Source organism: Georgenia halophila (assembly GCF_039541595.1).
The window spans coordinates 1-12327 of record NZ_BAABGN010000013.1; the positions used below are offsets into that span (position 1 = coordinate 1).

Genomic DNA, 12327 nt, shown 5'->3' on the forward strand with positions numbered 1-12327 from the left:
CTGCTTCAAGATGAGGTTTCCACCACCCTTGTGGTGGGAAGGCCCCCAGTAGCCCACTGGGTTGATAGGCCGGACGTGGAAGCACGGCAACGTGCGAAGCTGACCGGTACTAATTGGCCGACAACTTGCCACCACCCAACACTATTGGGGCGCGGTAAGACGCGAAACAACAATCAACAGCCAAGTTGCTGTGCGTCCACTGTACGGTTCCCGAGCAACACACACGCGGGAACCACCACAACACCCCCAAGACCGATTCGCGGGGGTGGGTGGTGTGAACTGAATAGTGTGTGACTCGACAGAGTTACGGCGGTCACAGCGAGGGGGAAACGCCCGGTCCCATTCCGAACCCGGAAGCTAAGCCCCTCAGCGCCGATGGTACTGCAAGGGCGACCTTGTGGGAGAGCAGGACACCGCCGAACACCCATTCCAGAAATGGCCTCCACCGCTTGGTGGGGGCCATTTCTGCGTGACAGCGCCGATACGGTCCCTCCGCCCTTTTGACTGCTGACCCTTCTGGCTCTGGGCGCCGCGGCGCCGGTCGCAGCGAGTTTCGGCGCGCGCGGTTGTGGCTGCCCGACCCGTGTGCGCCGCGGGGTCGAGGTTCGGAAGCGAGCGTGGCGGATCGGGGTCGGCATGCCTCATGAGCACGTGAAGGTTCGATCGTCGCGGGCCGCGTCGCGTGCGCTCATCGACCATGACATGGTTGGAGAGGCGTCCAGACGGAGGGTGGATCGAGCGGTGGGCGTACTGCTGACAATTGCGGGGATTCTCGTCATTGCCGTCGGGCTGTACGACATCTTCCACACCTTGCTGCATCCGAGCGGACAGGGTCCGCTGAGCAGCCGGGTCATGGCGGCGGTGTGGAAGTTTTCGAAGGCGATCGGTCACCGATCCGGTTCGACCGTCGGACCCCTGGGAATGGCCACGGTCGTTCTCATGTGGGCGGTGCTGCAGGGCGTCGGCTGGGCGCTGATCTATCTGCCCCACGTGCCGGGTGGCTTCATGTATTCCGCCGGGGTGGACCCGGCGGACTATCCCGACTTCGCCGGGGCGCTCTACGTCTCTTTGACGAGCCTCTCAACGCTGGGATTCGGTGATGTGGTACCCACCGATCCCTGGATCCGCCTCGCCGCTCCGGTACAGGCCCTGACCGGGTTCGCTCTGCTCACCGCCGCGCTGACGTGGTTCACGCAGATATACCCTGCGATGGCGCGGCGCCGGTCACTGGCCCTGAAACTGAAGCGGCTGGCCGACGTGGGTTACATCCAGGCCGTCGGGCAGGTGGAGGCGGCCACGCTCAACCGGACTCTCGAAACACTCGCTGCCGAGGTCAGCGATGTGCGGATCGACTTGACCCAGCACAGCGAGGGGTTCTATTTCCGTGAGCGGGACCAGGAACTCTCTCTGGCCCACCAGCTGTTCCACGCACTGGAGCTGCGGGATGCCGCCGCTGCCACGCCGGCCCCCGAGGTCCGGCTCGGTGCGCAGCAGCTGTCCGAGGCACTCGATCATCTCGCGCAGAAGCTCAGGGCGGACTTCGTCAGTACCGGCGACAGCGTCGAGGAGATCTTCGCCGCCTACGCCAACGACCACGGTCAGACCGGGACCGGCTAGAGGCCCCCGGGCTGCGTCCCGCGTCCCTGGTAAGGCGACGCCAGCGCCTGAAGCACAGTCCGCCTGACGAGGGGGCCCTCGAGCTCTCCAAGGAGGAGCTGAGGCACTTCTCCCGGTGAGCTCCTGGAAGCGGCCGGACCAGGTCCGGTCACGCGGGCGGCCCGTGCGGCGTCCGCACTGCGGCCGTCCGCGCTTCGCTGTCCCGCACGGGCTCTAGAATCGCGGCATGACCACGGAGCCCACGTCGACCACCGACATCAAACCCCGGAGCCGAACCGTCACCGACGGCCTCGAGGCCACTGCTGCCCGCGGCATGCTGCGTGCCGTCGGATTGGGCGACGAGGACTTCTCGAAGCCGCAGATCGGCATCGCGAGCTCGTGGAACGAGATCACGCCGTGCAATCTCTCGCTCGACCGCCTGGCTCAGTCGGCCAAGGATGGCGTCCACGCCGGCGGCGGCTACCCGCTGCAGTTCGGCACCATCTCGGTCTCGGACGGGATCTCGATGGGCCACGAGGGCATGCACTTCTCGCTCGTCTCGCGCGACATCATCGCCGACTCCGTGGAGACCGTGATGATGGCCGAGCGTCTGGACGGGTCGGTGCTTCTCGCCGGTTGCGACAAGTCGCTGCCGGGCATGCTCATGGCAGCCGCCCGCCTGGACCTCGCCAGCGTCTTCGTCTACGCCGGCTCGATCATGCCTGGCTGGGTCAAGCTCTCGGACGGCACCGAGAAGCCCGTGACGATCATCGACGCCTTCGAGGCCGTCGGCGCCTGCAGCAGGGGCCTGATGAGCCGCGAGGACGTCGACCGCATCGAGCGAGCCATCTGCCCGGGTGAGGGCGCCTGCGGCGGCTACTACACCGCCAACACCATGGCCACCGTCGCGGAGGCCATCGGCATGTCGATCCCGGGCTCCGCGTCCCCGCCGTCCGCCGACCGGCGACGGGACACCGACGCGCGCCGCGCCGGCAAGGCCGTCGTGGAGATGCTGCGGAAGGGCATCACGGCCCGGGACATCATGACGAAGGAGGCCTTCGAGAACGCCATCGCGGTCGTCCAGGCCTTCGGTGGTTCCACGAACGCCGTCCTGCACCTGCTCGCCATCGCCCACGAGGCAGAAGTCGACCTCACCCTCGACGACTTCGCGCGTATCGGCGCCAAGGTGCCGCACATCGCCGACCTCAAGCCGTACGGCCGGTACGTCATGACCGACGTCGACCGGGTCGGTGGCATCCAGGTCGTCATGAAGCAGCTGCTCGACGCCGGCATCCTGCACGGGGACTGCATGACCGTCACGGGCAAGACCGTCGCAGAGAACCTCGAGGTCCTCGCCCCGGCCGCGCCCGACGGTGAGGTCCTGCGGACCCCCGCCGACGCCGTCGCACCCACCGGTGGCCTGACCGTCCTGCACGGCACGCTCGCCCCGGAAGGCGCGGTCGTGAAGTCCGCCGGTTTCGAGAACGACGTCTTCGAGGGCACCGCCCGGGTCTTCGACCGTGAACGCGCGGCCCTCGACGCCCTCGAGGACGGCTCCATCACCCATGGGGACGTCGTCGTCATCCGCTACGAGGGCCCCAAGGGCGGGCCGGGCATGCGCGAGATGCTCGCCATCACGGGCGCGATCAAGGGCGCGGCTCTCGGCAAGGACGTGCTCCTGATGACCGACGGCCGCTTCTCCGGCGGGACCACCGGCCTGTGCGTCGGGCACATCGCCCCCGAAGCCGTCGACGGCGGTCCCATCGCCTACGTCCAGGACGGGGACCGTATCCGGCTCGACGTCGGCGCCGGCACCCTCGACATCCTCGTCGACCCGGCCGAGCTCGAACGTCGTACGGCCGGCTGGGCGCCCCTGCCGCCCGTCGCCACCCGCGGCGTGCTCGGCAAGTACGCCAAGCTCGTGCAGTCGGCCTCCCGCGGCGCCATCCTCGAGTAGGCGCCGCTCGCCTCACCGGACCCGCCGCCTCGCCTCGCCGCACCGGGCGGGTCGTGCCAACATGCCCGTATGGCACAGGTGCTGGATCACGCCGACGTCCAGTCCCGGCCGTCACTGGCGGGCTGGCAGATCATCGACGAGCGTCTCGTGGCCACGTTCCGCACCAAGGCGATGCCCCGGGGCGTCGAGCTGGTGCGGCGCGTCGTCGACGAGGCCGAGGACATGAACCACCACCCCGACGTCGACCTGCGGTACGCGCGGGTCCACGTCGCGCTGGTCACGCACTCGGCCGGCGGCATCACCGAGCGGGACGTCGCGCTGGCGGAGCGGGTCTCGACCATCGCCACCGAGCTGGAGGCGCCGGTCGAGCCCGCACGCCCGCGTGGGTTGCAGATCGCCATCGATGCCACCGACATCCCGGCCGTCGTGCCGTTCTGGCGGGCCGTCCTCGGCCACCGGCCGGTCGGCGGCACCCGGGACGACCTCACTGACGTCACCGAGCTCAGCGACCCCGACGGGCGCCTGCCCGGCGTGTGGTTCCAGCAGATGGACGCGCCGCGGCCGGGGAGGGGCCGTATCCACCTCGACGTGCACGTCCCGCACGAGCAGGCCGAGGCCCGGGTGGCTGCCGCCCTGGAGGCCGGCGGCCACGTCGTCAGCGACGTCTACTCGCCGTCGTGGTGGGTCCTCGCCGACGCCGAGGGCAACGAGGCGTGCGTGTGCACCTGGCGGGAGCACGACTGACACCGCTCGCCAGGCCGCGGGCGCTATCCAGAGGCACCGGCCGCCCGTCTGCCGCTCCGCCGACCAGCGTCCAGAACGCGGATCCATGCTCCACCATGTGAGACGTCCGGCGGGCGGGGTGACTCGCGGGTCCGGTGCGGCTATGGTGGTGGTATGCAGCACAAGCACCTCGTAGTACTTACCGGGCGCGCGGCCGCCCGCTGAACGACGGCTGCGCGCACCCCTCGAGACCCGCGAACCGGGACGAGGGGTTTTTTCATGCCCGCGAAGACTCGATACGGACCGACCACCACCAGGAGGCCCCGATGGCCAAGGCACCGCACCCGGCGCCGCCGCGTCCCGCCGCCCCAGCGGCGCCTGCCAGGGTGGCGCCGTCGGTAGCCGCCCCGCCCGCTCGCATCACCGAACCCTCGACGGGAGCGCGCAACATCGTGCGCTCGCTCGAGGAGCAGGGCGTCGACACCATCTTCGGCATGCCCGGTGGCGCGATCCTCCCGACCTACGACCCGCTGTTCGACTCCACCAAGCTGCGCCACATCCTGGTGCGCCACGAGCAGGGCGCGGGCCACGCCGCCACCGGCTATGCGGCCGCGACCGGCCGGGTCGGTGTCTGCCTGGCCACCTCGGGCCCGGGTGCGACGAACCTCGTCACCGCGCTCGCCGACGCCCACATGGACTCCGTGCCCGTCGTCGCCATCACCGGTCAGGTCGGTGCGGCGGCGATCGGCACCGACGCCTTCCAGGAGGCGGACATCGTCGGCGCCACCATGCCGGTGACCAAGCATTCCTTCCTCGTCACGGACGCCGACGAGATCCCCGCCCGCATCGCCGAGGCCTTCCACATCGCGTCCACGGGCCGGCCCGGACCGGTGCTCATCGACGTCGCGAAGTCGGCGCAGCAGGCGACGTCGGAGTTCGTGTGGCCGCCGGAGATGGACCTACCCGGCTACCACCCGGTGACCAAGCCGCACGCCCGGCAGATCCGTGAGGCCGCGCGCCTGCTGGCCACGGCACGCCGGCCGGTGCTCTACGTCGGCGGTGGAGCGATCCGCGCCAACGCGGCGCCCGAGCTGCTCGAGCTGGTGAACCTGTCCGGCGGCGCCGTCGTCACGACGCTGATGGCACGCGGAGTGGTTCCCGACTCGCACCCGCAGAACCTCGGCATGCCCGGAATGCACGGGACCGTCCCGGCCGTCGCCGCCCTGCAGATGGCCGACGTCGTCGTCGCACTCGGCGCGCGCTTCGACGACCGCGTGACCGGCCAGCTGAACAGCTTCGCGCCGAAGGCCACCATCGTCCACGCCGACATCGATCCGGCGGAGATCTCGAAGAACCGCACCGCCGACGTCCCGATCGTCGGCGACCTCCGCGAGGTCGTCACCGACATGGCGGTCGCGCTCAAGGCCGCGCACGCCCAGCACGGGCTGCCGGACCTCGAGGGCTGGTGGCACCAGCTCGACGAGCTGCGTACCACCTACCCGCTCGGCTGGACGCCGACCGAGGACGGGTTCATGGCGCCCCAGCACGTCATCTCCCGCCTCGGAGAGATCTCCGGGCCGGAGAGCGTCTACGTCGCCGGCGTGGGCCAGCACCAGATGTGGGCCGCCCAGTTCATCAGGTACGAGCATCCGCGGACGTGGCTCAACTCCGGCGGTCTGGGCACCATGGGCTACGCCGTCCCGGCTGCGATGGGTGCCAAGGTCGGACGCCCGGACACCACCGTCTGGGCGGTCGACGGCGACGGATGCTTCCAGATGACCAACCAGGAGCTGGCCACCTGTGCCCTGGAAGGCATCCCCATCAAGGTCGCCCTGATCAACAACTCCTCGCTCGGCATGGTGCGGCAGTGGCAGACCCTTTTCTACGAGGGCCGCTACGCCCACACCGACCTGCACACCGGTCAGCAGAGCCGGCAGATCCCGGACTTCGTGAAGCTCGCCGAGGCGTACGGCTGCGTCGGCCTGCGCTGCGAGTCGACGGCCGACGTCGATGACACGATCAAGAAGGCCATGGAGATCAACGACCGGCCCGTCGTCGTCGACTTCGTCGTCAGCCGGGACGCCATGGTCTGGCCGATGGTTGCGGCCGGGGTCAGCAACGACGACATCCAGTACGCCAAGGGCATCACCCCCGAGTGGGACCGCGATGAGTGACAGGCGAGCGACCGACCGATCCAGGAGCATCCGATGAGCACCAGGCACACCCTGTCCGTGCTGGTGGAGAACAAGCCGGGCGTGCTCACGCGCGTGTCCGCACTCTTCGCCCGGCGCGCCTTCAACATCCACTCGCTGGCCGTCGGGCCCACCGAGCACCCGGAGATCTCGCGCATCACCGTGGTCGTCGACGCGGCCGACCTGCCGCTCGAGCAGGTCACCAAGCAGCTGCACAAGCTCATCAACGTCCTCAAGATCGTCGACCTCGAACCCGAGGCCTCGGTCCAGCGAGAGCTGCTGCTCGTCAAGGTCCGTGCCGACGACGCCGCCCGCACGGCGGTCCTCCAGGTCGTCGAGCTCTTCCGGGCGCACGTCGTCGACGTCGCCCCGGACGCCGTGACGATCGAGGCGACCGGCTCGGAGGGCAAGATCAAGGCGCTGCTCGCGGCCCTCGAGCCGCACGGCATCCGCGAGATCGTCCAGTCCGGCGTCGTCGCCATCGCGCGTGGTTCGCGCTCCATGACGGACCGGGCACCCGATCGCGCCGTCCGACCCGCCTGACCACCCCGTGACCTGCCGTGCCGACCGGGCGGCACAACCCAACCGAAGGAGAACCACCGTGGCCGAGCTGTTCTACGACGACGACGCCGATCTGTCGCTCATCCAGTCCAAGAAGGTCGCCATCGTCGGCTACGGCAGCCAGGGGCACGCCCACGCCCTGAACCTGCGCGACTCGGGGGTCGAGGTCGTCGTCGGCCTGCGCGAGGGGTCTCCCTCGCGGGACAAGGCCGAGGAGCAGGGTCTGGCCGTGGCCACCGTGGCCGAGGCCGTCAAGGTGGCCGACATCGTCATGATCCTCGCCCCGGACCAGGTCCAGCGCGGCGTGTACTCCGAGGAGATCGAGCCCAACCTCAAGCCCGACGCCGCGCTGTTCTTCGCGCACGGCTTCAACATCCGCTTCGGCTACATCGCCCCGTCCGCCGGTCACGACGTGTGCATGGTCGCCCCCAAGGGCCCCGGCCACACCGTGCGCCGCGAGTTCGAGGCCGGCCGCGGCGTGCCCGTGATCGTCGCCGTCGAGCAGGACCCCTCAGGGCAGGCGTGGGACACCGCCCTGAGCTACGCCAAGGCCATCGGCGGGCTGCGTGCAGCAGGCATCCGGACGACGTTCACCGAGGAGACCGAGACCGACCTCTTCGGCGAGCAGACCGTCCTGTGCGGCGGCGTGACCCACCTGATCCAGAGCGGCTTCGACGTTCTCACCGAGGCCGGCTACCAGCCGGAGGTCGCCTACTTCGAGGTGCTGCACGAGATGAAGCTGATCGTCGACCTCATCTGGGAGGGCGGCATCTCCAAGATGCGCTGGTCGATCTCCGACACCGCCGAGTACGGCGACTACGTCTCCGGGCCGCGCGTCATCACACCCGACGTCAAGGAGCGCATGCAGGCGGTGCTGGCCGACATCCAGTCCGGCGCGTTCGCGGACCGGTTCATCAAGGACCAGGACGCCGGCGGACCCGAGTTCAACCAGCTGCGCGAGCAGGGCGAGCAGCACCCCATCGAGGGCACCGGCCGTGAGCTGCGCAAGCTGTTCGCATGGACCGAGTCCCGCGACGCCGACTACACCGAGGGAAGCGTCGCGCGATGACCAGCCACCCCCGGCCGTGAAGCGCGCTGACCCACCCGCCGAGAGCAGGCAGCCGCACCGAATGTGGGTGTTTAAGCACCAGCAATCGGTGGAGAAGCCTGCTCTCGGTGGCGGGGTGGGCCGGCGTCACTCCACTCGGGAACCGTCGGCGCCTCAGCTCAAGATGGGAATCTGCATCGGGTAGCGGTAGATCTCTCCGCGGCTGGCCCGCACGGCTCCGATGATGGAGAAGACTACCTGCAGGACGAACGCGGCGATCCAGAGCACGATAGCCACCGGGATCAGAATCACGGTGAACAAGCAGATCCACGCGGCGATGGTGGCTATCCATACCGTGAGGTTGAAGTTGAAAGCGCTCGCTGCGGCATTGCGGATCAGCGGGCCGCGGTCGCGGAAGATCAGCCAGATCGCGAGCGGGCCGACAAAGCTCAGCCAGCCGGCGGTCAGGACCATGGCGATGAGCGGGGACAGGTGTGCCAGCACCGCGATGGCCTGGTCGTCGCGACTCGACGGTGGCTGGTGGCGGTCGGCGGGCCCGCCCGGGGAGGGCTCCTGCCGGTAGGGTTCCGGCGGCTGGTTGCTCATGTGGCTCTCCTCGTGCTCTGTGAACCGCGGGACTCACCGCCGGTACCAGTCGCAGAGCCTCCCGCATTCCGGCGTCACTGTCGAGTGGTCGACGCGCGACCGGACGCGCCGACCTTGCTTGGACCGCATAATGAGATCGGCGTCCTGGTTCTTGGGACGATGGATAGGCTGGCGGGCATGACGCGGACCATTGACCTGGCACTCGTCCCGGGTGACGGAATCGGCCCCGAGGTCGTGGCCGAGGGCTTGAAGGTGCTCGACGCGGTGCTGGCCGGTTCCGGCGTCACCGTCAACCGGACCGAGCTCGAGCTCGGCGCGAAGCGGTGGCACGCCACGGGCGAGACGCTAACCGACGCCGACCTCGAGACGATTCGCGGGCACGACGCCATCCTCCTGGGCGCGATCGGCGATCCGACGGTCCCCTCCGGCGTTCTCGAGCGGGGCCTGCTCCTCAAGCTGCGCTTCGCGCTCGACCACTACGTGAACCTGCGCCCCTCGAAGCTGTTCCCCGGTGTGCCCACCCCGCTGGCCGATCCCGGCGAGGTCGACTTCGTCGTCGTCCGTGAGGGAACCGAGGGTCCGTACGTCGGCAACGGCGGCGCGATCCGCGTCGGTACGCCGGCCGAGGTCGCCAACGAGGTCTCCGTCAACACCGCGTTCGGCGTCGAGCGGGTCGTGCGCGACGCCTTCGCGCGGGCCCAGGCACGTCCGCGCAAGCAGCTCACCCTGGTGCACAAGCACAACGTCCTCGTGCACGCCGGCCACCTGTGGCGCCGCACCGTCGAGGCCGTCGGCGCGGAGTACCCCGAGGTGAGCGTCGACTACGCGCACGTCGACGCGGCGACGATCTACCTCGTCACCGACCCGGCGCGCTTCGACGTCATCGTCACGGACAACCTCTTCGGTGACATCATCACCGACCTCGCCGCCGCCATCAGCGGGGGCATCGGGCTCGCGGCGTCGGGGAACATCAATCCCGATCGCAGCGCGCCGTCCATGTTCGAGCCGGTGCACGGCTCGGCGCCGGACATCGCCGGCACCGGCACGGCCGACCCGACCGCCACGGTGCTGTCCGTCTCCCTCATGCTCGAGCACCTGGGGCTCACGGAGGAGGCGGCGCGCGTCTCGGCCGCCGTCGCCGAGGACATCGGCGAGCGCGACGGCACACCCCGCACGACGACGCAGATCGGGGACGCGCTGGCCGCGCGGCTGGGTGTTCGAGTAGCCGGCTGACGACGGGCCACCGGTCCGGCGAAGCCGCCGGAACCCGCTCGTCGGCACGGCGGGCGCCGCGGCGCCCGCGACCTGAACCGACGCCTGCGGCACGGAAGGACTGCCGTCGGCGCGGTGACGGCGATACCGTCCATGCAGCACGACGTCGTACCCGAGAAGGGTTTGCCCCATGAGCACCCGGCCCGACCTTCAGGTCCTCACCGGTCCGTCAGCCGCGGAGCTGCCGGCTGCGCGCGACCTGGCACCCCGCTTCCCTCTCACCGTGAACCCGTCGCCCGCCGACGAGGAAACCTACCGCGCCGTCATGGACCGGCTCTCCTTCGGCGTCGACTTCACCGACCACATGGCCCGCGCCACGTGGACCGTCGACGCGGGATGGCAGGGCCATCGCGTGGAGGCGTACGCGCCGCTGACGCTCTCGCCGGCCGCCGCGGTCCTGCACTACGCGCAGGAGGTCTTCGAAGGCCTCAAGGCCTACCGGCACGCCGACGGCTCGGTCTGGACCTTCCGGCCCGGCTTCAACGCCGCCCGGATGAACACCTCCGCCAACCGCCTGGCACTGCCCGAGCTGCCCGAGGAGGACTTCGTGGCCTCGCTCGCGGCACTGGTCGCCGCGGACGACCGCTGGGTCCCCAGCACGCCCGGGTCCAGCCTCTACCTGCGCCCGTTCATGTTCGCCACCGAGGCGTTCCTGGGCGTGCGGTCGGCGCACGAGGTCGAGTACCTGGCCATCGCCTCACCGGTGGGCCCGTACTTCGTGGAGGGCTTCCAGCCGGTCGGCATCTGGGTCTCCGAGGACCACCACCGCGCCGGCGCAGGCGGCATGGGAGCCGCCAAGACCGGCGGGAACTACGCCGCGTCCCTGCTGCCGCAGCAGCAGGCGGCCGAGAAGGGGTTCGCGCAGGTCTGCTTCCTCGACGCCGCGACGAACACCTACCTCGAGGAGCTCGGGGGCATGAACGTCGTCATCGTCGACGCCGACGGCACCGTGCGCACGCCGTCCCTGACCGGGACGATCCTCCAGGGTGGCACCCGCGGCGCGATCCTCGAGCTGCTGCGCGGCGCCGGCCGCGAGGTGCGTGAGGAGACCATCTACCTCGAGGAGCTGCGCCGGCAGATCCGCTCGGGACAGGTCGCCGAGATGTTCGCGTGCGGCACCGCCGCCGTCATCACCCCGATCGGGCGCCTCGCCGGCGCGGACTGGGACGTCGTCGTCGCCGACGGCGATCCGGGACCGGTCACGAGGGAGCTGTACACCGAGCTCACCGACATCCAGTACGGGCTGCGCCCCGACACCCACGACTGGATGTACCGCCTGCTCTGAGGCGGCGAGCTACTCGGCGGGCTTGCGCCACACCGAGACGTGGCTGGTGCTCTCGCCGGTGAAGGGGCTGCCGTCCCAGTCCGCCAGGCGCCGCTCGAGCTCCAGGCCCGCCATGCGCGCCATGAGGTCGCACTCCGACGGCCAGAGATAGCGGTGCTCAGACCTGCCGTGGTGGCCGTCCTCGGGCCAGTAGTGGAACGACGTCAGTCGTTGGGTCACCGGGTCCACCGTGTCGAAGCCGAGGTGCTTCTCCGAGACGTCGAACGGGGCGCTGAGCTGACCCGGCGGGAGGCGGCGCAGCGGCGGGATCCCCAGCTCGATGACGAACCGCCCGCCCGGTGCCAGATGGCGGGCGGCGTTCCGGAAGCACTCCACCTGCTCGTCCTGGGTCAGGAGGTTCGAGATCGTGTTGAAGACCAGGTAGACGAGGGAGAAGTCACCGGGCACCCGCGCGGTGGCCATGTCGCCGATGACGACCGGCAGCCGATCGGCGTCGACCTTCGTCCGCAGCTGGGCGGCCATCGACTCGGACAGCTCGATCCCGGCCACGGGCACGCCGCGCTCGGCGAGCGGGACGGCGACCCGCCCGGTCCCGACCGCCAGCTCGAGCGCCCGGCCCGAGCCGGCGAGGCGGGCGAGGAGCTCGACGGTCGGCCCGAGCACCTCGGGCGCGAACATCTCGGCCGACGTCTCGTCGTACCGGCGGGCGGTCTCCTCGCCCCACACCTGGCTGCTGGGCGCGTTGCTGGGTCGGTCATCTGTCACGTCGGCCCGGTTGCTGGGCCGGTCGCCGGCCTGGTTGCTGGTCACGACCGGCCAGGGTGCCCCTCCGCCGTCGTGCTGTCGACGTATTTCCGGCCCGCGCGGGCGCCTGGCGGGCGCCCGCGGACGAACGCACGCCGCCGGGGAACCGGACGCCGGCCCACCGCCGTCGGGATGTCCGATCGGCGGACCCATGGTCCGGGACGTGGACGATGTGGCATACTCGGCCTCGTGACGCAGTTCCGGCTCATTATCGGCTAGCGCATCGAGCACACCCGCTCGATGCGCAGACCTCCCGTAACCTCGGGGGGTCTTTTTGTTGCCG

Annotated in this window: 10 protein-coding genes and 2 rRNA genes; 10 read left to right on the forward strand and 2 right to left on the reverse strand. The window is 70.1% G+C overall.

Annotation, left to right across the window (positions count from 1 at the left end):
• The 8 genes from ABD907_RS16095 to ilvC form a co-directional block, all read left to right on the forward strand.
• A 23S ribosomal RNA gene (locus tag ABD907_RS16095) occupies nucleotides 1-133 on the forward strand; the annotation flags it as partial.
• 172 nt (nucleotides 134-305) lie between these two features.
• Nucleotides 306-422 (forward strand): 5S ribosomal RNA (gene rrf, locus ABD907_RS16100).
• 319 nt (nucleotides 423-741) lie between these two features.
• The gene (locus ABD907_RS16105) at nucleotides 742-1617 is read left to right on the forward strand and encodes a potassium channel family protein (protein WP_345217381.1); all 876 of its coding nucleotides are present in this window, start codon (nucleotides 742-744) and stop codon (nucleotides 1615-1617) included.
• Between the two features lie 226 nt (nucleotides 1618-1843).
• A complete protein-coding gene (gene ilvD, locus ABD907_RS16110) occupies nucleotides 1844-3553 on the forward strand; it encodes a dihydroxy-acid dehydratase (RefSeq protein WP_345217382.1) in 1710 nt (569 codons plus the stop codon).
• 69 nt (nucleotides 3554-3622) lie between these two features.
• Nucleotides 3623-4297 (forward strand): 4a-hydroxytetrahydrobiopterin dehydratase, encoded by a 675-nt coding sequence (locus tag ABD907_RS16115; RefSeq protein WP_345217385.1) that lies wholly within the window; start codon nucleotides 3623-3625, stop codon nucleotides 4295-4297.
• A gap of 305 nt (nucleotides 4298-4602) precedes the next feature.
• Nucleotides 4603-6450 (forward strand): acetolactate synthase large subunit, encoded by a 1848-nt coding sequence (locus ABD907_RS16120; RefSeq protein WP_345217387.1) that lies wholly within the window; start codon nucleotides 4603-4605, stop codon nucleotides 6448-6450.
• 33 nt (nucleotides 6451-6483) lie between these two features.
• On the forward strand, nucleotides 6484-7011 hold the full coding sequence (ilvN, locus tag ABD907_RS16125; RefSeq protein WP_345217390.1) for an acetolactate synthase small subunit: 528 nt from the start codon (nucleotides 6484-6486) through the stop codon (nucleotides 7009-7011).
• Nucleotides 7012-7069: 58 nt separating this feature from the next.
• Nucleotides 7070-8098 (forward strand): ketol-acid reductoisomerase, encoded by a 1029-nt coding sequence (gene ilvC / locus ABD907_RS16130; RefSeq protein ID WP_345217391.1) that lies wholly within the window; start codon nucleotides 7070-7072, stop codon nucleotides 8096-8098.
• A 153-nt stretch (nucleotides 8099-8251) separates the two neighbouring features.
• Here ilvC and ABD907_RS16135 read toward each other — a convergent pair whose 3' ends face one another.
• Entirely contained in the window at nucleotides 8252-8683 is a 432-nt protein-coding gene (locus ABD907_RS16135) for a DUF4870 domain-containing protein (RefSeq protein ID WP_345217393.1), read from the reverse strand.
• A 177-nt stretch (nucleotides 8684-8860) separates the two neighbouring features.
• Between ABD907_RS16135 and ABD907_RS16140 the strand changes: the two genes are divergently transcribed.
• Both ABD907_RS16140 and ABD907_RS16145 read left to right on the forward strand, forming a co-directional pair.
• A complete protein-coding gene (locus tag ABD907_RS16140; RefSeq protein WP_345217395.1) occupies nucleotides 8861-9916 on the forward strand; it encodes a 3-isopropylmalate dehydrogenase in 1056 nt (351 codons plus the stop codon).
• Nucleotides 9917-10085: 169 nt separating this feature from the next.
• Nucleotides 10086-11240 carry a branched-chain amino acid aminotransferase gene (locus tag ABD907_RS16145; RefSeq protein WP_345217396.1) on the forward strand — a complete coding sequence of 385 codons (1155 nt, stop codon included), beginning with the start codon at nucleotides 10086-10088 and terminating at the stop codon, nucleotides 11238-11240.
• Between the two features lie 9 nt (nucleotides 11241-11249).
• Here the strand turns inward: ABD907_RS16145 and ABD907_RS16150 are convergent, their stop codons facing one another.
• Nucleotides 11250-12005 carry a class I SAM-dependent DNA methyltransferase gene (locus ABD907_RS16150; protein ID WP_425555797.1) on the reverse strand — a complete coding sequence of 252 codons (756 nt, stop codon included), beginning with the start codon at nucleotides 12003-12005 and terminating at the stop codon, nucleotides 11250-11252.
• Nucleotides 12006-12327 lie beyond the last annotated feature (322 nt).

Coding starts and splice junctions, on each gene's coding strand:
- ilvD (WP_345217382.1), top strand. CDS start 1,844: ATGACCACGGAGCCCACGTCGACCACCGACATCAAACCCCGGAGCCGA.
- ABD907_RS16115 (WP_345217385.1), top strand. CDS start 3,623: ATGGCACAGGTGCTGGATCACGCCGACGTCCAGTCCCGGCCGTCACTG.
- ABD907_RS16120 (WP_345217387.1), top strand. CDS start 4,603: ATGGCCAAGGCACCGCACCCGGCGCCGCCGCGTCCCGCCGCCCCAGCG.
- ilvN (WP_345217390.1), top strand. CDS start 6,484: ATGAGCACCAGGCACACCCTGTCCGTGCTGGTGGAGAACAAGCCGGGC.
- ABD907_RS16135 (WP_345217393.1), bottom strand. CDS start 8,683: ATGAGCAACCAGCCGCCGGAACCCTACCGGCAGGAGCCCTCCCCGGGC.
- ABD907_RS16140 (WP_345217395.1), top strand. CDS start 8,861: ATGACGCGGACCATTGACCTGGCACTCGTCCCGGGTGACGGAATCGGC.
- ABD907_RS16145 (WP_345217396.1), top strand. CDS start 10,086: ATGAGCACCCGGCCCGACCTTCAGGTCCTCACCGGTCCGTCAGCCGCG.